General features: G+C 37.1%; 19 protein-coding genes. 5 read left to right on the forward strand and 14 right to left on the reverse strand.

Annotated features, from left to right (window positions below; all coding sequences use genetic code 11):
• Nucleotides 1-178 precede the first annotated feature (178 nt).
• The 8 genes from RFH42_RS03985 to RFH42_RS04020 all read right to left on the reverse strand — a co-directional run bounded on the left by RFH42_RS03985 (nt 179) and on the right by RFH42_RS04020 (nt 6,735).
• A complete protein-coding gene (locus RFH42_RS03985; RefSeq protein ID WP_308974278.1) occupies nt 179-928 on the reverse strand; it encodes a YebC/PmpR family DNA-binding transcriptional regulator in 750 nt (249 codons plus the stop codon).
• A 144-nt stretch (nt 929-1,072) separates the two neighbouring features.
• The gene (locus tag RFH42_RS03990; protein ID WP_308974279.1) at nt 1,073-1,645 is read right to left on the reverse strand and encodes a 1-acyl-sn-glycerol-3-phosphate acyltransferase; all 573 of its coding nucleotides are present in this window, start codon (nt 1,643-1,645) and stop codon (nt 1,073-1,075) included.
• Nucleotides 1,646-1,995: 350 nt separating this feature from the next.
• Entirely contained in the window at nt 1,996-3,057 is a 1,062-nt protein-coding gene (locus RFH42_RS03995) for an NADH:ubiquinone reductase (Na(+)-transporting) subunit F (protein WP_308974280.1), read from the reverse strand.
• Between the two features lie 12 nt (nt 3,058-3,069).
• Nucleotides 3,070-3,432, reverse strand: coding sequence for a phenol hydroxylase subunit P4 (locus RFH42_RS04000; RefSeq protein WP_308974281.1), 363 nt, complete (start codon nt 3,430-3,432; stop codon nt 3,070-3,072).
• Nucleotides 3,433-3,525: 93 nt separating this feature from the next.
• A complete protein-coding gene (locus RFH42_RS04005) occupies nt 3,526-5,064 on the reverse strand; it encodes an aromatic/alkene/methane monooxygenase hydroxylase/oxygenase subunit alpha (RefSeq protein WP_308974282.1) in 1,539 nt (512 codons plus the stop codon).
• Nucleotides 5,065-5,146: 82 nt separating this feature from the next.
• Nucleotides 5,147-5,416 (reverse strand): MmoB/DmpM family protein, encoded by a 270-nt coding sequence (locus RFH42_RS04010; RefSeq protein WP_308974283.1) that lies wholly within the window; start codon nt 5,414-5,416, stop codon nt 5,147-5,149.
• Nucleotides 5,417-5,427: 11 nt separating this feature from the next.
• Nucleotides 5,428-6,426, reverse strand: a complete 999-nt coding sequence (locus RFH42_RS04015) for an aromatic/alkene monooxygenase hydroxylase subunit beta (RefSeq protein WP_308974284.1) — start codon at nt 6,424-6,426, stop codon at nt 5,428-5,430.
• An 18-nt stretch (nt 6,427-6,444) separates the two neighbouring features.
• On the reverse strand, nt 6,445-6,735 hold the full coding sequence (locus RFH42_RS04020) for a phenol hydroxylase subunit (protein WP_308974285.1): 291 nt from the start codon (nt 6,733-6,735) through the stop codon (nt 6,445-6,447).
• 382 nt (nt 6,736-7,117) lie between these two features.
• Here RFH42_RS04020 and mobR point away from each other — a divergent pair, with 382 nt between their 5' ends.
• Together mobR and RFH42_RS04030 are read left to right on the forward strand one after the other, a co-directional pair.
• Nucleotides 7,118-8,797 (forward strand): phenol degradation transcriptional regulator MobR, encoded by a 1,680-nt coding sequence (mobR, locus tag RFH42_RS04025; protein WP_308974286.1) that lies wholly within the window; start codon nt 7,118-7,120, stop codon nt 8,795-8,797.
• Between the two features lie 120 nt (nt 8,798-8,917).
• A complete protein-coding gene (locus tag RFH42_RS04030; protein WP_308974287.1) occupies nt 8,918-9,349 on the forward strand; it encodes a hypothetical protein in 432 nt (143 codons plus the stop codon).
• A gap of 63 nt (nt 9,350-9,412) precedes the next feature.
• Here RFH42_RS04030 and RFH42_RS04035 read toward each other — a convergent pair whose 3' ends face one another.
• Nucleotides 9,413-10,660, reverse strand: coding sequence for a mechanosensitive ion channel family protein (locus tag RFH42_RS04035; RefSeq protein WP_308974288.1), 1,248 nt, complete (start codon nt 10,658-10,660; stop codon nt 9,413-9,415).
• 886 nt (nt 10,661-11,546) lie between these two features.
• On the opposite strand from RFH42_RS04035, the gene RFH42_RS04040 reads away from it, so the two are divergent.
• Together RFH42_RS04040 and RFH42_RS04045 are read left to right on the forward strand one after the other, a co-directional pair.
• The gene (locus tag RFH42_RS04040) at nt 11,547-12,587 is read left to right on the forward strand and encodes an aliphatic amidase (protein ID WP_308974289.1); all 1,041 of its coding nucleotides are present in this window, start codon (nt 11,547-11,549) and stop codon (nt 12,585-12,587) included.
• Between the two features lie 33 nt (nt 12,588-12,620).
• Entirely contained in the window at nt 12,621-13,685 is a 1,065-nt protein-coding gene (locus RFH42_RS04045) for an AAA family ATPase (protein WP_308974290.1), read from the forward strand.
• A 23-nt stretch (nt 13,686-13,708) separates the two neighbouring features.
• On the opposite strand, the gene RFH42_RS04050 is transcribed toward RFH42_RS04045, so the two are convergent.
• Nucleotides 13,709-14,650 (reverse strand): response regulator transcription factor, encoded by a 942-nt coding sequence (locus RFH42_RS04050; protein WP_308974292.1) that lies wholly within the window; start codon nt 14,648-14,650, stop codon nt 13,709-13,711.
• A gap of 14 nt (nt 14,651-14,664) precedes the next feature.
• The gene (locus RFH42_RS04055) at nt 14,665-18,120 is read right to left on the reverse strand and encodes a hybrid sensor histidine kinase/response regulator (protein WP_308974293.1); all 3,456 of its coding nucleotides are present in this window, start codon (nt 18,118-18,120) and stop codon (nt 14,665-14,667) included.
• 194 nt (nt 18,121-18,314) lie between these two features.
• Here RFH42_RS04055 and RFH42_RS04060 point away from each other — a divergent pair, with 194 nt between their 5' ends.
• The gene (locus RFH42_RS04060) at nt 18,315-19,034 is read left to right on the forward strand and encodes a hypothetical protein (protein ID WP_308974294.1); all 720 of its coding nucleotides are present in this window, start codon (nt 18,315-18,317) and stop codon (nt 19,032-19,034) included.
• Between the two features lie 83 nt (nt 19,035-19,117).
• On the opposite strand, the gene RFH42_RS04065 is transcribed toward RFH42_RS04060, so the two are convergent.
• The 3 genes from RFH42_RS04065 to sstT are packed head-to-tail and all read right to left on the reverse strand — an operon-like array spanning nt 19,118 to nt 21,581.
• Nucleotides 19,118-19,657: a DUF2058 domain-containing protein gene (locus RFH42_RS04065; RefSeq protein WP_308974295.1), complete on the reverse strand. Its 540-nt coding sequence runs from the start codon at nt 19,655-19,657 to the stop codon at nt 19,118-19,120.
• A gap of 19 nt (nt 19,658-19,676) precedes the next feature.
• On the reverse strand, nt 19,677-20,348 hold the full coding sequence (locus tag RFH42_RS04070; protein ID WP_308974296.1) for a YoaK family protein: 672 nt from the start codon (nt 20,346-20,348) through the stop codon (nt 19,677-19,679).
• A 36-nt stretch (nt 20,349-20,384) separates the two neighbouring features.
• Nucleotides 20,385-21,581, reverse strand: a complete 1,197-nt coding sequence (gene sstT, locus RFH42_RS04075) for a serine/threonine transporter SstT (protein ID WP_308974297.1) — start codon at nt 21,579-21,581, stop codon at nt 20,385-20,387.
• Between the last annotated feature and the right edge of the window lie 50 nt (nt 21,582-21,631).

Raw genomic sequence — 21,631 nt, forward strand, 5'->3', positions numbered from 1 at the left:
GTGCGCTTAACTCGTTGGCTTTGTTTATATTCCATAAAATAAGTCTCCAATGTGTAAACTTATTTCAGGACGGGACAATAAATTTGCTTAAAAAGCCTCCATTTTGGAGGCTTTTTATCTATGCCAATATGTAATACGAAATATAGTTAAAACGCATTCTTATGGCGAATAGGGGCGATTAACTATCAAGTTCTGCCATTACTTCATCTGAGAATTCAACGTTGGTATAAACGTTTTGAACATCGTCTAGATCTTCAAGCATATCAATCATTTTTAAGATTTGTTTTGCTTGATCGATATCTGTAATATCGGCTTTAGTTGATGGGCTCATAACAACTTCAGCATTGTCTGATTTTAGTCCAGCAGCTGAAAGTGCATCTTGTACCAGACCAAAACTCTCAGGAGTGGTAATGACTAAGATGCCATCTTCATCAACTTCAATATCTTCAGCACCAGCTTCAAGTGCAACGTCCATGATTTGGTCTTCTAAGCTTACATCTTCAAAAGAGATTTCACCACGTTGAGTGAATAGGTAAGCAACTGAGCCAGAAGTCCCTAGGTTACCATTTGTTTTAGAAAAACAATGACGAACGTCTGGTACTGTACGGTTTAAGTTGTCGGTCATTGTTTCAACTAAAACAGCAACGCCACCAACACCATAACCTTCATAGGTGATTTCTTTTAAATCATCATTGTCTTCACCACCAGCACCACGTTGAATAGCACGGTTAATGGTGTCACGTGTCATATTTACAGAAAGTGCTTTTTCCACGACAGCACGTAGACGTGGATTACTAGCTGGATCAGGACCACCAAGTTTTGCTGCTGTAACCAATTCACGAATATATTTGGTAAAAACTTTACCACGACTAGCATCTTGTTTTGCCTTGCGATGCTTAATATTGGCCCACTTAGAATGACCCGCCATGCGTAATTTGCTCCTAAAAGACTGGGATTAGCCAGAAAAACTGTAGCGATTCTAACATAAGCGCTTTTTATTGAGAAACAGCATTAACTGGCTTTTTTTAATTTGTTAGCCGCTATGTTGTTGTATTTGTGTTTAAAGCAAGCATTATTGTGTCACTATTTTCTGTGGCTCAGGAATAATGACATTTAAACCAGTATGTTCAAGGTAGAGTTGTTGAATTGTTTTTAAATCTTGATCCAAATCAGATGGATAAATTTTAGCGAAAACACCACCTTGTTTTGTTTTAGCATTTGCAAACATTAAAACAATAGGTACATTGGCGGCTTTAGCGATATGCCAAAATCCTGTACGAATTGGCTTACGTATTTCACCATTTTTTGCTCGAGTTGCTTCAGGTGCAATGACCAAATTAAACTCTTCATTTTCATTGAATAGTTTAACCATTTGCGCAACGATGTCTTTGTTTGCATGACGATCTACAGGAATTGCACCAATCGCATGTAAAAATGGTTTAAAGGGCGCTTTAAATAGTTCTTTTTTCATTAGTGTGTGGATTTTAATGCCACAAATTTGAAATAGCGCTAAAGATAAAACAGCATCCATCATTGAAGTATGCTCAAAACCAATAAGAACTTGTTTTTTTTCAAGGATATTTTCCTCAACACGATAGTTCCAACCCGAAAGTTTGAAGGTTAATTTGCCTAATTGCTTTTTCATTGATGGTTCCTGAAAGGGGGCGACTCAAAAAGATTGATGATTCTGAGAGAAATTATCTAAAAATACAATGTTGTATTACATGTATTTATATAAATTGTTAAATAAGTTTGTAGAGCATACATAACTGTTGAGAAAATAAGCAGAGTTTAGGGCATCACCGCATTGTTTTAAGGTGTGATTTGATTGAATGAAGCTGCAATGCGTTGGATAGAATAAGCAGTGTATTGATGGATAAGGTGTAGTCTATTTACTCAGATTGAGTATTATTTGTAGAAGATAAATAAATGAAATCGCTAGGTTATCTTTAATGAAAGCTCATTAATGAATAACACTAGCGTATAGGGATTACATTAGATATGTCTAAAGAGTGCTGAGCGAGATTCTCCAGAAGCACCATCAGCAGCACTTAAGAAACGCTCAGTATGAATGTCTCGTTCAAATAAACGACTTTGCATGAGCGTTGAAATGGCTGCATCAATCATAGGTGGTGGACCACAGAGATAAGCTTTGTGACCACTACATTTATTTTCAAAAAAATCTGCAACAGCTTCATGGACAAAGCCAGTAAAGCCAGTCCACGCATCCTCAGCTTTTGGTGCATTTAAAGCTGGAATATAGCGGAAGTTTGGATATTTTTTCATTAAATCTTCAAACAGTTCACGATTATATAGTTCAGCCACATCACGTGCACCTTGGAACAAATAAATCGTACGTGTGTCACCATCATCAAGTAAGTCGTGAATCATTGACTGAGGGCTTGATAGGCCTGAACCACCTGCAATAAAGATGACATCTTTTTCATCTGATTTGCGGACAAAGAACTGACCATATGGTCCAGAAACTTCTAACTCATCACCAACATTGAGTTGCTCGTGAACATAGGTTGTAGCAACACCGCCTTGTACTTGGCGAATATGCAGCTCAATAATACCTTCTTCACTTGGTGCATTTGCAATAGAAAAAGCACGTGTGCCTTCAATACCTGGCAACTGAAGGTTGATGTATTGACCTGCTTGGAATTGCATAGTGCGATCAATCTCTAGACGCACGCCTTTGATTGTTGGTGAAAGGTCTTTAATTTCGATGACCTTAGCTTGGTAATCCTCAACCAAATAGCCTAAGAAATCTTCGTCTTCATCAACGTCAGCTTCAATGACCATGTCTGATTCAGGTTTACAGCAGCAAGCAAGAACTTTATTTTCTTCACGCTCAATGTCCATTAGGGCAAATGGTGAAGCATCACCGAGGTCATAAAAACCATCGGTAACTTGAACTTTACATGTTCCACAGGTACCGTGACCACAAGCAAAGGGTAACCAAACACCTTGACGTAATGCTGCATCAAGAATAGTTTGATCTTCTTCAACTTCAATTGTTGTACCAATTGGTTCTATGGTGACTTGATAACTCATCTTGCACCTCGCTTATACATGACTGCCGTTATACCCAGCTAGACCTGGCGTATTAAAACGTAATAAAGATTTATGACCAAAACCTAAGTCTGCTAATTTTTGCTCGGGTTGTGGCTGAATTTTATTGTGGTCAACAACATATTCCACCTTCGACCAATCAATGTTCGAAAAATCTGGATGCTGTGAAAAACCTGCTGGAAGTAGTTCATCAACAAGTTGTTGAAATGTTGCTTGAGGTGAAATTAAAAATGCTTTTGCAGAACAAAATAAAGTGTGATGATCCCAACCAATATAAAGCAAGATATTATCACCATAATTGCTCTGGGTATCGCGCGCAGCGAATTCATAATTTGGGGTAATTGCACGGACTGCCATAGTCATTCTCCTTGGAGCAAGAGTTGAGCGTTAAACTCTCTCAACTCTGCTGATATCCTATATATTTGATAAATTCAGTTGAACGGAATCAGATTAGGCTGTGTTGCCTTTCCATTTATTCCAACGTTGTTGGTCAGGAGAGCCTTCAATATCCATATTGTCTGCGCCTACATTCATGTTGTAATAGTCACGTAAAATAGATTCTAGATCAGGACCACCACAATTACCTTGTAGGATTTGGTTCACAGGTAACCATGCTTGTGCATATTTTTCTGGTTCACGTTCAAAGATGTCATGACAGCCATCTGAACAGGTATGATAACGTTCGCCTTTATAAATACTGTCGCGATAACTAAACATAGTTTGGTCACCATCCATCTCAGTAAATGTCATTGGAATCTGACAGATCTGGCAAAGTTGTGGTAAACCATCTGAATAGAAGCGTTTACCTTCTGCTTCCATTTTACGTGCAAGTTCCCAACGTGGACGATAATACTTATCAAAAGTATCTGGGTATTTTTCAGATAACCAATCCATTTCTTCGTCAGTTGGAATCCAAGTATGGAAGCCTGCAGCATGACCAAAGTTATAGAAAATCCACCATGCTTGATGTGAGACGTGTTCTTTTTCTTTCACGATCACATCAGAGTATTTAGGCATACGAATACCATAGCGGCTTAGGTCTTTAAACAATGCGCCACCCGCTTGTTCAAAGTAAACTTCCCAAGCTTCTTTCCATGACATCACTTTGTTAGGAAGCATATAGTCCATCATCATGCCGACAATCGATAGAAGTCGGGTACCACGCCAGAACCATTTGTCGATCCACTCTTGAACGATTGGCACGTTATCTTCATGTTGTTCAAGCAAGAATTTAACAATTTCAAGCCCAAGCGTCATATGACGAGCTTCATCTGATTGAGCACTAAAGCCAAATGTAACTGTAGCCATGTCACCGTTATAAGCCGCACCAGACATAAAAGGTACAAATAACAAGTTGGTGAGTACATATTCAAAAGCAAAACTAATTGCTAATAAAAACTCAAATGGACCAGCAGAGCGAGCATCTTCAAAGAAGGATTTAGGTACAGATAAATACCAAACGCGGTCATGCATGTGGGCCCAATCTTGGAAGCCATCAAAAAACTTATTGTAATGGCTCATTGCATGAATTTGAGTCTGTACATGACGTAATTCATCAATCGATTGCATTTGTGAGGCAATACGTGCACCAATACCACTAAATTGACGACCTACATGGGCATAACCTTGATATGCTTGATATTCAAGAGGTGTTACTGCTGTGAGGAACAATTTAATAGCATTTAAATAACGTTCGTTAGAAACGTTCATTTGGCCATTGTTTTGCGCAAAAGCATCAAAAATAGCGTAAAGTTTTTTCTCTTTTTCTGCTTGATACTTCCAGTAAGAATCCATCGTTAAACGAAATGGATCTTCCCATTTTGACCAATCAGTAATTTTAATCCCTTCAAATTCTTCATAAGGGAAAGCATCCTTACGATCTACATAGGAAAAATCCCAATCAAGATCGCGGCTAAGCATGCGGTAACGGTCTTTGGCATTGAGTTTCTTCGTTGCCGTCTTGGTGTTGTTTTTTGCTGGACTATTCATGCTGATTATCCTTTTCAATCTGTTTGAACATATGTGTTAACTTGGCTTTTGCTGGGTTAGACAGACATATCATTCAAAAGTTTTAATTCCACTTTAAAGTAAAGCTATCGTCGTCTTCATCTACGTTACCACCGAGGGTAATCATGTTGAGTTGTAAGGCTTGAATATCCCATTCTTGGCCAAGCTTCTCAGCAACAGTTTCAGCACGAACAACCAGTTGACCTTCACACTCCACACGGATCATAGCCGGTAAGTATTGGATCGTCGCTTCAGGATTATCTTCTTCAATCGCTTCAATGATGTAACGAGAAACATCATTATCTTGTAGTGCTAAATAAACTTTAGATGTCATGTTGATACTCCTTATACCGCGGCATCTAGGCTTAAGCCGGCTTTTTTACAACGTTCAGAGATGAGGTTTAATCCAGCATCAATTGCATCAGTTCCAAGTGCAGTCGTAGACCATGCAGAGAAAGCAGTTTTAATCAATGGTAGATATTCTTCGACCCATTGCTGCATAAGTGCTTTATTGTGCTCAGATTCAGCAACAGCTGTTTTAAATACAGTGTCTGACCATTTACGTAAGTCGTTTAGACAGTCCTGCATAAACTCTGTCAGCATGGCAACATCGCGTCCGCCATTGTTTACCAACCATTGGTCAAATTCGCCAAAAACCATACCTTGTAACATACTGTCGATAAGCAAGTTTTGTAATGTGAATAACTTAAACCAGTCTTGTTCAACTAAGCTTTCTTCACAGAGACGACGCAAAGGTTGCCAGCTTGCATCTTCCATCCATGCTTGTTTAGCAAGTTGAAGTGTTTCTCCAGTATTGTTATCCAGCAGTAGACCAATACGTGAGATATATTGAGCCATACCCAAACGATCCATTGCAGCGAAAATGCAGGCCTGAGTAATGACAGTGCCATAACCATAAGCACTACCAGACATCATATGTAAATTGGCTGTTTGCTCTACATAACGTAATGGTAATAAACACTTCGTGATTTGAGTTTTTACTTCATCAGAAAAGTTATCTGCCAAAGAACGTTTTTCGAAGAAGGCGTAATTACTTTCAGCAATATCTTGCAAACGAGCGCGGTGCTGTACATAAGCGCCATAATAAAACTGGCGAGGATCTTTAAATGCATACCAATCTTGCATTTGTAAAGCAGTATGTGTTTGATCATTTAATGTTTTTTCAGGCTTCCACAATGGGCGGTAGTGGAAGTTAGCAGCGCCTTGAACATCAAAGCTTACTTCTTGATAGCGGGTCGCAGGCTTTTTACCAAATCGACGTTCGATATAGGCATAAGTTGGGCGAATTGGTTCAAGATTGGATGTTTTAATTTCTAAAGTCATCGCTATCTCCTTATTGACTTAGGATTGATCTTCTTGATCAAGGTGTTGGCGTGCTGGGCTGAGGACAGTCGGTTCTGTACCATAACGCCATTTATCTTCTTGGGCATCATTCCAAGCTTGTTGTTCTGCCGTCATTTCCACGACTTGATTAATTTCGCAAAAATGTTGGAAGGCTTGTTGAGGCAAAACCAGTTCAACAAAAAGTGTTGGATCATGAATGGCAAAATCAAACTCAACAAATGTTGCATTACGATCACCTGTAATGCGTATGTACTTGGTGAGCTGCGTATTTTGAGGTACTTGAGTCATGTGCTTTTCCTTCTGTCTCTCTGTACTGATCGTGAAGACAACGAACAGTAACGCGACCTTGCGTTTGCTATAGCTATATCAAAAGTCGTGCCAACTTTATAAGTTATTGTTTTTTATGATTTATTTTTACATGGTCATTTAGTAATGAAAATCAATGATCTAATTTTCATGATATGATGAATTTTTTAAATCAATATTTTCAGCAAAAGATGAACATTTTCAGATAATCTTTACTAAAACAGTTGTGATTTAAGTCGAGTCTTTTACTGCGGTTTTTTTATATACTTAAAAGGTATAAAAACATGAAATTATGCTACTCAACTTTGACCACATTTTTTAGGTAATATTGAAGTCAGACATTTAGCCAAGGATGGATTTGGCCATGCCTCAAGCCAAGGATGCAAGGTTCTACAAACAGTTGTTAGAACAAAATAAAGAAATTCAGGATCTACTGGATAAAATTCACTTTGATACACAACATGGACAGATTTGGTTTGAAGAAAATCGCATGTTGTTAATGCATACAAGTATCTTAGGTTTTTTACGTAAGGACTTGTACCAAATGCTAGGTTGGGAGCGAACGAAGCGTTTTTTTATCCGCTGTGGTTATCAGGCGGGTATGCGTGATGCAGAAGTCACCATTCGTATGCGACCTAATTTGTCAGAAGAAGAAGCTTTTATGGCAGGGCCACAGATGCATGGCATACGTGGCATGGTAAAAGTGGAAGTGAACCAGCTCGAACTTTGCCATGATAAGAAAAAGTTTTATGCTGATTTTAATTGGCATAACTCTTTTGAATCTGAAGTTCATTTGAGTGACTTTGGTAAATCTGATGAGCCAGCATGCTGGATGTTACTCGGCTATGCCTGTGGCTATACCAGTTTTGTTATGGGTCAAACTATTATTTATCAAGAAGTGAAGTGTGTTGCTCAAGGAGATGATTGTTGTCAGATTATCGGTAAGCCTTTAGCTGAATGGGAAAATGCCGATGAGCTGATTCAGTTTATGTCGCCAGATTCTGTATCTGATGAAATTATAGCCTTACAGGCTGAACTCAAGCAGTTAAAAAAGAATATTTACACCGATGCAGAAGCTGACTACACCATGTTTAATTCTGTTGGTGAGTCACAAGCGTATCGTAATGTTTGTGATTTATTGAAGAAGGCAGCTGGAAGTAAAGTGGCTGTATTACTACAAGGTGAAACTGGGGTAGGTAAGGAAGCTTTTGCTCGAGGTATTCATCAAGCGAGTCAACGTAAGCAGCAGCCCTTTATTGCGGTCAACTGCGCATGTATTCCTCCTGATTTAATTGAAGCCGAACTCTTCGGTGTTGAGAAAGGTGCTTTTACAGGTGCTGTTCAATCACGTATGGGTAAATTTGAACGTGCACACGGCGGAACAATATTTCTTGATGAGGTGATTGAGCTTTCACCGCGGGCACAAGCAGCATTGTTAAGAATGCTTCAGGAAGGTGAGTTTGAGCGTGTTGGAGACTATCAAAGTCGAAAAGTTGATGTACGTATTGTTGCTGCGAGTAATGAGGACCTTCAACAGGCAGTGAAAGCAGGGCGTTTTCGTGCAGATTTATTTTATCGTTTAAATATTTTTCCTGTGAGAATTCCACCGCTACGTGAACGCCGTGAAGATATTCCTTTGTTAATTGCCCATTTTTTAAATCGTTTTGAAAATATGTATGGCAAAAATCTTAAAGGGTTGAGTGATCGCGCTAAAAGCCAGTTAATGAACTATGATTGGCCAGGAAATATTCGAGAATTGGAAAATATGCTAGAGCGTGCAACATTGCTCACTGAGGATCAACAGGAAATTAAATTGAATCATTTATTTCCAGATATATCCGAATCGCAAATGTCTGCTGTTCAACAACATGAGCATATTGATGACTTATTTAATGAGGAGTTTTCCTTAGATCAATACGAGCAAAAGATCATTCAAGCAGCGATGGATCGTAGTAAGCAGAATATTTCTGAAGCAGCACGTTTACTTGGAATTAGTCGTGCAACATTGGATTATCGTTTAAAAAAAATAGCGCAAGTCGCTTAGTGTATTGAATCGACATACGTTATAAATTTCATTTTTTAAAATGTTATAAATTGACCTAGCTGAATAAAAACTGAGGATGTTAGGCTTAAAACTTAATAGAAGATTAAGTTGAGTTGGCATATGTTTTCATTCGCATCAATCGCACTATATTTTGCAGCAGCACTCAGCTTCGCGGCCGCACTTTTACACTTTATTTGTGTGTATTGGGGAGCTGAGGGTTTTCGTTTTCTTGGCGCTGGAGAGAAAATTGTTAAACAGGCTGAAAATGGTCAATGGTATCCAAACGCTATGGCAATTATTGTCGGTTTGATATTGAGTATATTTGCGATATATGCGTTTAGTGTCGCACAAGAAAATATTTTTTTGCCATTGAGTAAATGGGTATTATCATTCATCTCACTAGTTTTGCTTGCTCGTGGTTTTGGTTTTCCTTTGATCAAGTCTCGTTTTAAGGGTAATAGTGATTTATTTTGGTATGTGAGTTCAAGTATCTGTATTGTGCTGGGTAGTTTATATGCTTTTGGTACTTATCTTGTATTTTATTCAAAATAATCTTGTTGAACTATCGGCATAATATGATGCCGATAGTGCATTTAAATGGTGGGGATTGAGTGTTTATTGCTGGGTATTTGCATTGGCCCAAGTTTTAATATCTAGTCCAGATGGTGCTTGATAAATGTTTAAATCAAATAAAGGAATAATTGCAATTAAATGATCAAAGATATCGGATTGGATCGCTTCATATTCTGACCAAGCGGTTGTGGTTGTGAATCCATAAATTTCTAAAGGTAAACCAGTGCTAGTCGGTTGCATTTGACGTACGATTAAACTGTCTTTTTGCGATACTTGTGGGTGTCTTTTTAAGTAGTATTCTACATAGGCACGAAAGGTTCCAATATTGGTTAATTGTCTTTGATTTTGATGGGCTAAATGTTCAATTTCGTGATTATAATGAGCTAATTCATTTTGTTTTTCTCTTAGATAATCTTGTAAAATTTCAAAGCCAGAGAGTCGTTTAATCGCAGCATCATCTAAAAAATGAATACTATTTTGATCAATAAAAATAGAGCGTTTAAAGCGACGAACTCCAGCATTGGACATGCCACGCCAGTTTTTAAATGTATCGGTAATGAGCTTATTGGTTGGAATAGTGGTAAAAGTTTTATCAAAGTTCTCAACAGTGACGGTATGTAAAGATATATCTACCACCGTGCCATCAGCATTAAGTGAGGGCATTTCAATCCAATCCCCAAGACGCACGATTTCATAAGATGCAATTTGTACTGAAGCAACGAGGGAAAGAATGGTATTTTGAAATACCAACATAAGAACGGCAGCCATAGCTCCAAAACCAGCTAAGACATTCAAAATATCCTTCTGTAAAAAAGTTCCTAAAATAAGTAATCCACAAACAATAAACATAATCAGTTTAATGAGCTGTAAATAACCTTTAATAGGCTTATCACGAGACCGTGGATTATCCTTGTACATCATATTAAATGTATTGAGCAGACCACTAAGTGCTAAAGTAATAGTCAAAACTATAAATGCTTGGGCCAACATTTGAATAAAGGTAATCGCTTTAATCGACAGATGAGGTACGGTGACAATCCCATTTAAAATAACCAGTGCAGGTGCTATATTGGCTATGCGTTGTACAATACTATTTTTTATGTATTGATTATAATGAGTGGCTTTAAATTTACCTAGTATAAAAAATATTCCGCGTACAACGATATATTTGGCAATGAAAGTTATAACTATTGCAATAGCAATTAAAATACCTAAAGAAGTAAGCATTTCTAACCAAGGATAATTATCAATCCAATCTTCTAGCTTTTGAATATAAGTGGGTTGTAACAAAAGTTTATCCTCATATTTTATTTATCCTCATTTTATGAAATGTAATTTACAAAAAAATTGAAATACACCTTTTCTATACATGAAGTGTTCAACTGCACTATTGACTATAAATTTATAGATTTAAAATAAGAACAGTTGTTAGATTAAATGATCAAAAATATTTATATGTTGTTCAAACTACTGAATCGCTAAATGTATGGGTGCATAGAAATGGTATAAAATGCTCATTTCAAGGTAAATATAAATGATAAAAAACCTTAAATAAGAAAAAAATACTATATATATTGTTAAAAAGAGAAAATTTTTTAAAAATGAGTGCGAAAAAGCATGAATTGAGGGAAATAATTAATGCTGAGTATTGTTACCTTATACATCAAGGGTGAGACGGGGATCGAAGAGAGTAAGTTTAGCAAAATTTGGGAGAAGGGCGCTAAACATACCCACAAGGTCTCGATTCGGCTTAGGACGCTATAGACCAAGAGTTTATAGGCACAGGCTCTGACTTACAAAGTTATGGTTGTTGAAGTGAAACATGTTGTTTTCCCTTGACCCCTTAAAAATTTTTCAGAATAAAATCTAAATAATAATTTCGTGTTTTCATCTTATTTAATTAAGCATTCCAATCCGTTAAAAATCATATTCAACATCTTTTTGAATAGCTCTATGAGTGCGTTTCATCACATTATAACCATTCAAATCCTAGCTTTGACTCCCTATTTTTCTGAGATTATTACCAAATGGTGCGTAAAGCCCTATCGTTCACGTTGGGGGGGATATAAGTGACCAGTCGTATATGCGTAATCTGACGTATTGTGGGTTTTACTCTTGAATCACACAATGAAGGAGATGAATGAGGAAGTTCATCCTATTTTAAGGAGTAAATACGATGCGACATGGTGATATTTCAAGTAGTCCAAATACAGTAGGTGTAGCGGTCATTAACTATAAAATTCCACGTCTACATAATAAGGCCGAAGTATTGGACAACTGTCGTAATATAGCGCAGATGATTAAGGGCGTGAAACAAGGACTACCAGGATTAGATCTCATTGTATTCCCAGAATACAGCACGATGGGCATTCTATACGATCATGATGAAATGATGGATACGGCAACGACTGTCCCTGGTGATGAAACTGCCATTTTTGCTCAAGCTTGTGTAGAAGCAAACGTTTGGGGTATTTTTTCGATCACGGGTGAGCGCCATGAAGAACACCCGCATAAGGTGCCATATAACACCTTAATTCTCATTAATAATCATGGTGAAATTGTTCAAAAATATCGCAAAATTTTACCATGGTGCCCTGTAGAAGCATGGTGTCCTGGTGATACTACTTATGTAACAGAAGGGCCTAAAGGTTTAAAAATTTCGCTTATTGTTTGTGATGACGGGAACTACCCTGAGATTTGGCGTGATTGCGCTATGAAAGGTGCAGAATTGGTTGTTCGTTGTCAAGGTTATATGTATCCGTCTGCTGAACAGCAAGTCATGATGTCGAAGGCAATGGCATGGGCCAATAATATTTATGTTGCTGTAGCGAATGGTACAGGTTTTGATGGCGTGTATAGCTTCTTTGGTCATTCAGCTATAGTCGGTTTTGATGGCCGTACTTTGGGACAATGTGGGACAGAAGTAAATGGTTTGCAATATGCGCAGTTATCGGTAAGTGAAATTCGTGATGCACGTAAACATGACCAGTCACAGAATCATTTATTTAAGTTATTACATCGAGGTTATACCGCAGTTCATCAAAATGGTGATGGCGACAAAGGCGTAGCAGATTGTCCTTTTGAGTTTTACCGTAACTGGGTACTTGATGCCGAAAAAACGCAGCAAAATGTAGAAAAATTTACTAGAGAAACCATCGGTGTGGCAGCATGTCCCGTGGGTAATTTACCTCATGAAGGAATCGAGAAAGAGGCTTAATGCTGATATTCACCAAGGATAGGGAGTAAATGTATGACTTTTGCGAGTGCTCGACTACAAGAGAATCAGGAATTGATTGAGCAACAGCAGTATAAACAGCAAAGCCAAATGAAAAGTGCAAGAACCTCACGGTTTAAGTTTGAACCTGATCAGGTCATGCAAACACTTAGGCAGAAAATTGTTGGTCAAGATGCTGCATTGGATGAAATTGAGAAAATGTTGCGTGTGGTGAAAGCCGATTTTAATCCAGCAGATCGACCGCTTGCTGTAACGCTGATGTTGGGTCCTACTGGTGTGGGTAAAACTGAAACAGTAAGGTTAATCAGTGAAGCACTTAATGGTCGGGCAGACGCATTTTGTCGTATAGATATGAATACGTTAGCACAAGAACACTATGCTGCTGCATTGACTGGAGCACCTCCTGGTTATGTGGGGAGTAAAGAGGGTAATACCTTATTTGATGCTGAAATCATACAAGGCAGTTTTTCTAAACCAGGTATTGTTTTGTTCGATGAAATTGAAAAAGCCAGTACAGAAGTGATTCGTGCATTACTGAATGTGATTGAAACAGGGAAATTAAAGCTAACCGCAGGTACAAAATCATTAGATTTCTGTAATTGCTTGATTTTTATGACTAGTAATGTTGGTGCTCAACAAAGTCAACACCGTTTAAATCAGTTATTGAAGTTGCCCAAATTTATGCGATCTATAGCTCAGCACTTTGATTTGGACGATCATGCTTTGACAGAAAAAGCATTGTTAAAAAAGTTTGATCCTGAGTTTATAAATCGTATAGATCGAATTTTACATTTCAATCGGGTAGAAACGGACTTTATTCCAGGTCTTATCCAAATTGAGCTAGACAAGTTAAATCAACGTTTACAAAAGCAGGGACGTCAGATTTACTTGGCTGATTCAGCTCGTCGAGCTTTGGCACAGGGCTATGATATTCGTTATGGTGCCAGAGGAGTAGGACGTAAAATACGTACCCAACTTGAACCTGCACTGGCTTATTACTTACTGCTAAAGCCTGAAAGTAATGAGATTTATGTTGAATATGGTGCAAATGGTTTTAAGCTTGCTGCATATTCAGAATAAGGCGCACGAGATTTTGGACAATATTAACGTTGTTGATATTGTCCAAGTAAATAAGAAACTGCTGCTGTACGTGTTTCCACACCTAATTTATTAAAAATATTTTCCAGATGTTTATTTACCGTTCTTGGGCTTAAGTTTAAAATTTGTCCAATATCTTTGCTGGTTTTTCCCAGTGATACCCAATATAAAACTTCAGCTTCACGAGTGGTTAACATTGGACAATAGTGCTGTGTTTCTATTGCACTATAAATTCCAGTAGCGACTTGAACTTCAATGAGGTAACTGGGTGATGATTCATCTAACTGCGTGGGACTAAGTAATCTTAATTGCAAATCAACAGGTTGAGTTTGATATCGGATTCTATAGGTTTTATTTTCTGTACTGCTCGTATTTAAATGTTGAAGCCAGTGCAGAATAAAAGTCTGTAAATCATTTAAGCTGTGATCAAGTAAATGACGTTGACAAGATGAAGTTTGCCATAGTAACTGAGCATCTTGATCTACAGCCATAACACTAAGCTGACTTGCGTCTATAGCATGCTGTTGTTGTTTAAAGCGTTTTGCATGTGCTAAATGTGTTGTTATGCGTGCCAATACTTCGTCAAGATGAAGAGGCTTGGTTACATAGTCGACACATCCAACTTGAAATCCTTTAAGTATAAATTCAGTTTCTGTCCAGCCCGTCATAAAGATGACAGGAATATATTCGGTGAGTGGATGAGCCTTGAGTTTTTGGCAACATTCAAAACCATCAACAATGGGCATATTAACATCGAGTAAAATTAAATCAGGTTGTTTTGTTTGCGCAATGTCTATGGCTTGTTGTCCTTCAGTCGCCAGTAATACTTCAAAACCAGATTTATCTAACTGTTTGTAGAGTAGTCCTAAATTTTCAGGGACATCATCAACAACTAAAATTGTGGCTGAGCTGAGATTCAGGTTTGGATAATGTGAACTTACAGACATAGAGGTGCTTCCTATCAATCAAGTCCAGAGGATAGATCTTGTAAAAGTAGCTTTAAACGTTGCAATTCGAAGTTCGATAGATAAACCAGAGCTTGCTCCCAACTTGGTTGCTGGTCTAAGAAAAGTTTTTTACAAAGTAAAAGCTGTTGTTCTAGCATTTTGATTTCACCTTGTTGTAGGAGCTGTAATAGTCGTTTTTGTTGTAAGTTTAAATCTTTAGTCTGAGTATTTGTGATTTGTGTTGTTAACCTATTTACATTGGGTAGTGTTGAAGGCATGGCATTGTCATGTTGTGCAAGAGCTTGGTCTAACTTAGGATAACTTTGTTCATCGGTACCGTTGAGTTGATACTGTATGCAATCTAATAATTGTTGTAAGTCTATTGGTTTTATTAAAAAACCTTGAATTAAATCGGCTGAAATATTTGTGGGTATTTGGTGTATAGCAGAAATCATAATGACAGGAATGCTACTGTAAAAATTTTTACGTAATAATTCTGTTGTTTCAAGGCCATCCAAGAGGGGCATGTGCCAATCCATTAAGATGAGTTCTGGTTGGAAATAAGCAACCTGATGTAAGCACTCTATGCCTGAAGCAGCTTGCTGTACGTTTATATCAAATGTTTGTAAAAACTCACAAATAAATTGTCGATCTACTGCTTCATTATCCACAACTAAAATACGACGATGTCGCAAAAGCATGTTTTGGGTAGGTTGCAGCTGTGGCAATACAGGCTGGGGGCGTTGTTGTTCAGGCATATAGAGTTTAACTTTAAATAGACTGCCCTGATTAACCTGACTACTGACACTGATTTTGCCTTCAAGCGCCTCAACGAGCATCTTCACAATTGATAAACCAAGGCCTATACCTTTAAAACCCAATTGAGCAATGTTTGTACCACGTTCGAAAGGCTCAAAAATATGTTTCAAATCTTTCGTACTGATACCACAGCCACTGTCTTCAACTTCAATATAAAGACTTTGTTGAATATAACTTACACGTAAACAAACAGCACCTTGCTGAGTAAACTTTAGGGCATTACTCAATAAATTTATAAATATTTGTTCTAAACGCTTTTTATCACTTTTAATATAGAGGGGTAATAGAGGGCTAAGATCAGTGATAAATAAGATATTTTTTTCTAAGAACTGCGCTTGAAATAATGCGATGACTTGTAGCATAAAGTCTGGAAAATCAATATCAGTCATATTAAGGTGAATTTTACCTGATTCAATATTATTGAAATCTAATAGATCATCTATCAATGAATTAAGGTAATGGCCACTGCGTTGGATAACACCTAGTGCATTGTTACTTTGTTGAGATAAGTTGCTTTCCTGTTGTTGCATGAGTTTGCTATAGCCTAAAATACTATTTAAAGGTGTGCGTAACTCATGACTAATATTCATTAAATATAGGTTTTTTGCTTGATTTGCTTGTTCTGCTTGATTACGTGCTTGCAATAAGTCCTGATGTGTTGCGTGGTGAGCATCAATCTCATTCATTAGTAATTCAGTTTGTTGTTGGCTTTCTTGTTCTGCTTTTTGCCGACTTTCAAAATTTAATAAGATCCACCAAGTCGCCACGGCCAATAGAATGGATAACATTATATAAATGTGAAAAAAACTATTCGATAAATAAACAATGTTCTCTGCTTTTGCCTGTTGTAAAAGTAAGTGCTTTTCTTGAAAGTAGATCATGGCTAAGCAAAGGGCCAAGAGCAGATTTAAACTGATATTAAGTAAGATATACAGTCCAAACTGAGTATGAACTCGTTTAAATAACCAAGTAGGTAAAATACGCATGAGGCATTGTTTTAATTGATAGGACCAACGCGCATGAGGTTTGCATAAATCATGACAACGGGCTTCTAACGAGCAACACAGTGAGCAAATATTAACTTGATAGGCAGGGCAGCTTGCAAGATCAGGTAATTCATAATCGTGTTGGCAAATTCCACATTGTGCAACGGATTGAGTCGCAATGAGTTGAACAGGCTGGCGAGCGAGATAATATTTACCACGAGTTAGATAAGCAATAATACACGCACAAAGCATTGAGCTAGCTAAGGCAATAAAACCTGCCAATGCTTTGGGGTAAATTCCAAAGTAGCCAAGATAACAGCTAATTGACAATGCTGATGAAATAATTAATGCACCAACACCGACAGGGTTAATGTCATAAAGATATGCGCGTCTAAACTCTATCCCTTTAGGGCTAAGCCCAAGTGGTTTACAAATAATCAAATCTGCAACTAATGCACCTATCCAAGCCAGCGCAATATTACTATAGAGTCCTAATATTTTTTCAACGACATGAATAACATGTATTTCCATCAAAATAATGGCAATGACGATATTAAATATGAGCCAAACTAATCGTCCAGGGTGACTATGGGTTAAACGAGCAAAGAAATTAGACCATGCTAGGGACCCTGCATAAGCATTACTTACGTTAATTTTAATTTGTGCTAGACATACAAATACCAACATGAATATCAATGCGAGTTCTGCATTAGGTAACATTTGTTGGTATGCAATCCAATATAAGTAGGTCGGATCAGTGAGATGTGAGGTGGGAACAAAATGCTGTACAGCTAGGACCAGCAATAACATACCCATTAACATTTTAATAAAACCCAAGATACTCCATAATGGGCCACCAAAAAATATTGCCCAATACCAACTTTTTTGAGCATGTTGTTTTTGTGGAAGAAAACGTAAATAGTCAGCTTGTTCGCCAACTTGAGTAATTAATGCAAATAAAAAACTTGCTGCTGCACCAAAATAAATTAAATTAAATTCTGATGAGTTCGAGCTAATACCATTGAACCCAAACATTTTTTGAAACAAATCTGGTTGATGCTGAAAAACAAATATCCAAGGTAATAGTAATAATAGTAGCCAAAAGGGTTGTGTGAGCATTTGTAATTTATTAATAAAACTAATGCCTTTGACCACTAAAGGGAGAATAATTAAAGCAGAAATTAAATAGCCTAAGCTAAGTGAGATATTCAGTGCCAATTGTAAAGCCATGGCCATGATGGCAGCTTCAAAAGCTAAAAATATAAAAGTGAAGCTAGCGTAAATTAAAGATGTAATGGTTGAGCCGATATAGCCAAAACCAGCACCTCGACTAAGTAAATCGATATCAATATTATAACGTGCTGCATAGTAATTAATTGCCCAACTTGCTAATGAGATAATCAGGCAAACTACTAGCGCAGCATAAAATGCATTATTAAAACCATATTGCCAAAGTATAGTTGCCCCAAACGCTTCCATGGCTAAGAAGCTAGCAGTGGAAAAAGAAGTATTACTCACAGTCCAAGGTGACCATTTTCTAATGTGAGTAGGCGTATAGCGTAGCGAGAAGTCCTCAATACTTTCGTTTGCTACCCAAGCATTATATTGGCGTCGGGTAGGTGTAATGCGCTGTGGTGCTTGGCGATGATGAGGTGTTTTCTGCATTCAATTGGGTAAACAATGATTAGGTGAATAGTGGTTGCTAAGTTGAATTTGAGCATTTTTTATTATTGATTGTAAAGTATTCAATAGATATACGTGATTTTACGTATTGTCGAAATTTGGATTTTAAAATAGCAAAAATATCTAATATAACTCGTATACAATATTATAAATATGAAATTAGTTAGAATGGATCGATGAATAAAGTATTAGTTTTAGCTATGACATTTGTTGTTTCTCAACAAAGTTTAGGTCAGGATTTAGATTGTAATAAATATAGTACTGTATTCAAGAATCAGGCTTATCAGAGCTATGCTTTAGCAAAAACAGCAAATTTAGATGAATATAGAAAATTTCTACAACAAACTGATTATAGTTATTTATTTAAAGATAAACATTTAGGACAGCTTTATCGTTCTGCTGCTTGGTATAGCGAAGCTGAGGCTTTGAATATGACTAAGATAAATTATGATTTTCTTCGTTTGGGAATTATTAATAATTTTAAGATTCAAGTATTGCCTGTAAAGGGCAGTTACCAATCATCATATGGTGATGTTTGTGTGATGCCGATCCAAGCACAGTATGATTTTTTAGATTTACATTTTGATAGTAAATATGATGCCATTTTAGTCCGTAGCCCTAAAACAAAAAAATGGCGTGTTTTCATCTACTTGGGTATAGAGAAAAAACAAGATATGGCTGAATTTTTCCCAGATTTTCCAGCTGATATCCGGCTTTCGGCTGCAAGCTATAATGGTAAAAACTATGCTGAAAGTTCATATTTTAATGTTCATCATTATTATGAGTTTTATCACTTAGATATGGATAAAGCCTTTAGGCAAAGAATGGAGCGCATTAAACAGGAAAATTTAGATGCATTAAAAGAAAATGGTTTTTTAAACAGTGACAAAAATTAAATAATCAAAATTGTTGATAAGAATAAGCCACTTATTTGAAGTGGCTTATTCTTATTTCGGTTAAATATACTTAAATTTTGTGCTTACCACATTAGATCGTCTGGAATGACGTATGCTGCATATGGATCTTCTTCATCAGTGGTTTGATCATTATTTTCTTGAGTATTATTGACCACAATAAAGCCAAACATTTTTTCATTAATACGTTCTGCCAAGGCTTTAGGTAAGAATGCATACTGGGCTTGATCTTTGGCAATCACTAAACTTCCGGTAACGAGCGCATTATAAATTTGCTGGTTAATATAAAGTTTTTTGATTTTGCCTTCGTCAATAAATTGATAAACAGCATCACCATCAGTATCACTGATTTTGTGCTGTTTAATCATTTGGATAATTGCTGCTTGTAGCGCTTTTTCATTGAGTTGACGTTGTTTTTCTTGATCTAAAGATTGGTCTTTAGTGAGTTTAAGTTGTTTATCTTGCTCAATTTTAGCACGTAATTCGGCATCTTTACTTTCACCAGTACGTTGCTCATGTTGTGCTTGTTTAGAAAGCTTTTTGGCTTTCTTGTTATCAACTAAACCTGCTTTTAGCAATTGTGCTTGTAAAGCATTCTTAACCATATTCGTGACTCAACTTCAATTATGTCAATTTTCTAAATCGCAACCAAATTAGCCAGTATACACAGGCCAACACTATACTCAGTGCTGTCGGAAGTAAAAAGGCGTGTAGATCATAGATCGGGTAAGTTATGGCTGCAATAACTCCACCAGTTAAAAAGCCAAAAAAGATCATCAAATGTAAAATAACTCTTCTGCGTTCGACAGCTAATCCTTTAAAGGTATAACCCAAAGCTAAACCTAAGTCAGTAAGTACACCCGAAAGGTGTGTAGTACGAATAATAGTCCCTTTATAATGACTAATCATTGCATTTTGCATCCCCATAGCAGCTGACGCCCAAAGAAGAGCATAACGTGGGTAGTAAGGTAGAAATATCCAACATAATGCAATGAAAATAGCGACCAAACTCATGGGTAAACCATAACGCTGATTAAGCTGAAATTGGCTATTCCCTAGAATAAAGCCACTATAGCTTGAACCTAGAACATAAAAGATGAGCACCCAAACCAAATAAAATGCATGATGAAAATCTTGTTGCAGTAATGCCATCGCTAAGAAACTTACATTACCTGTCATATGTGAGATTGACTGATGCAATAAGCAAAAGAGACCCAATACATTTACAATGCCCGCATTCATTGCGAGCAAAAATGTGGTAATTAAAATCCAGCGTGGTAAATGTTGTAAAGGCATAGTCTTAGCTAAAAAACCATCTAAATCAGTATTGTACTACTTTTTTGCTAACTCTACAGCCGCTGTAAATAATACATCAGTTGAGGAGTTTAGTGCCGTTTCTGTAGAATCTTGAATTACGCTAATTACCATACCAATAGCAACGACTTGCATAGCAATATCGGTTGGAATTGCAAATAAACTACAAGCAACAGGAATTAATAATAACGAACCGCCAGCAACACCAGATGAGCCACAAGCTGTAATAACAGCAAGTACAGATAAAATAAGCATTGTACTTAAGCTAACCTGCATATCTAAGGTATTAACCGCTGCAAGCGTTAAGATTGTGATTGTCACCGCTGCACCAGCCATATTAATAGTAGCCCCTAGAGGGATAGACACGCCAGAGATGGTTTCATTTACACCTAAACGTTTAGCCAGTTCAATATTAACAGGAATATTCGCGGCTGAGCTGCGAGTGAAAAAAGCAGTGATGCCACTTTCTTTTAAACATGTTAATACTAATGGGTACGGATTTTGACGCATAATAATGGCGACTAAAATCGGATTGATGACTAGGGCAACAAATAACATTGTACCAACAAGAACTGCAATCAACTGAATATAGTTCTTCAAGGTTTCTAGACCAGATTCGGCAAAAGTCACTACAACTAAACCGAAGATACCAATAGGTGCAAATTGAATAACCACTTTAATAATATGGTTAACTGCATTTGAAATATCATTGATCACTTGTTTAGTCGTATCACTACTATGACGTAATGCAGTACCTAGACCAACAGCCCAAGCCAAAATACCAATAAAGTTTGCTTCACTTAGGGCAGTAATAGGATTACTGATAAAACTGAGCAACAGATTTTTCATAATATCTGCTACATGTTCTGGTGCTTTCAAATGTGTAGCAGGATCAATAGCCAAGACGAGTGTACTTGGAAACATGATGCTGGCAAATACCGCACTAAATGCCGCAAGTAACATACCAATCACGTATAAGCCCATAATGGGTTTTAAGTTTTTGGTGCCATGACTGACATTGAAGTTTGCAATAGATGCCAAAACTAAGACAAAAACTAAAATCGGTGCGACCGATTTTAAAGCCTTAATAAATAAGTCACCGAATAGGCCGACATAAGCTGAAGCTTGAGGGAACGCAAATGCGACGAAAGCCCCAAGAATGATGGCGATCATAATGCGAGAAACGAGACTAAGTCGAGTCAAAGCTGAAAACATAAATTAAGCCTTATAAAAATCTATTTGGGCAAAAAAGGAAAGTATTCTAT

The organism is Acinetobacter rudis (assembly GCF_031157835.1).
GTDB lineage: Bacteria > Pseudomonadota > Gammaproteobacteria > Pseudomonadales > Moraxellaceae > Acinetobacter > Acinetobacter rudis_A.

What these genes read in the sequence shown, in the direction of transcription:
- RFH42_RS03985 (WP_308974278.1), bottom strand. Translation starts at nt 928, where the DNA reads ATGGCGGGTCATTCTAAGTGGGCCAATATTAAGCATCGCAAGGCAAAA.
- RFH42_RS03990 (WP_308974279.1), bottom strand. Translation starts at nt 1,645, where the DNA reads ATGAAAAAGCAATTAGGCAAATTAACCTTCAAACTTTCGGGTTGGAAC.
- RFH42_RS03995 (WP_308974280.1), bottom strand. Translation starts at nt 3,057, where the DNA reads ATGAGTTATCAAGTCACCATAGAACCAATTGGTACAACAATTGAAGTT.
- RFH42_RS04000 (WP_308974281.1), bottom strand. Translation starts at nt 3,432, where the DNA reads ATGGCAGTCCGTGCAATTACCCCAAATTATGAATTCGCTGCGCGCGAT.
- RFH42_RS04005 (WP_308974282.1), bottom strand. Translation starts at nt 5,064, where the DNA reads ATGAATAGTCCAGCAAAAAACAACACCAAGACGGCAACGAAGAAACTC.
- RFH42_RS04010 (WP_308974283.1), bottom strand. Translation starts at nt 5,416, where the DNA reads ATGACATCTAAAGTTTATTTAGCACTACAAGATAATGATGTTTCTCGT.
- RFH42_RS04015 (WP_308974284.1), bottom strand. Translation starts at nt 6,426, where the DNA reads ATGACTTTAGAAATTAAAACATCCAATCTTGAACCAATTCGCCCAACT.
- RFH42_RS04020 (WP_308974285.1), bottom strand. Translation starts at nt 6,735, where the DNA reads ATGACTCAAGTACCTCAAAATACGCAGCTCACCAAGTACATACGCATT.
- mobR (WP_308974286.1), top strand. Translation starts at nt 7,118, where the DNA reads ATGCCTCAAGCCAAGGATGCAAGGTTCTACAAACAGTTGTTAGAACAA.
- RFH42_RS04030 (WP_308974287.1), top strand. Translation starts at nt 8,918, where the DNA reads ATGTTTTCATTCGCATCAATCGCACTATATTTTGCAGCAGCACTCAGC.
- RFH42_RS04040 (WP_308974289.1), top strand. Translation starts at nt 11,547, where the DNA reads ATGCGACATGGTGATATTTCAAGTAGTCCAAATACAGTAGGTGTAGCG.
- RFH42_RS04045 (WP_308974290.1), top strand. Translation starts at nt 12,621, where the DNA reads ATGACTTTTGCGAGTGCTCGACTACAAGAGAATCAGGAATTGATTGAG.
- RFH42_RS04050 (WP_308974292.1), bottom strand. Translation starts at nt 14,650, where the DNA reads ATGTCTGTAAGTTCACATTATCCAAACCTGAATCTCAGCTCAGCCACA.
- RFH42_RS04055 (WP_308974293.1), bottom strand. Translation starts at nt 18,120, where the DNA reads ATGCAGAAAACACCTCATCATCGCCAAGCACCACAGCGCATTACACCT.
- RFH42_RS04060 (WP_308974294.1), top strand. Translation starts at nt 18,315, where the DNA reads ATGAATAAAGTATTAGTTTTAGCTATGACATTTGTTGTTTCTCAACAA.
- RFH42_RS04065 (WP_308974295.1), bottom strand. Translation starts at nt 19,657, where the DNA reads ATGGTTAAGAATGCTTTACAAGCACAATTGCTAAAAGCAGGTTTAGTT.
- RFH42_RS04070 (WP_308974296.1), bottom strand. Translation starts at nt 20,348, where the DNA reads ATGCCTTTACAACATTTACCACGCTGGATTTTAATTACCACATTTTTG.
- sstT (WP_308974297.1), bottom strand. Translation starts at nt 21,581, where the DNA reads ATGTTTTCAGCTTTGACTCGACTTAGTCTCGTTTCTCGCATTATGATC.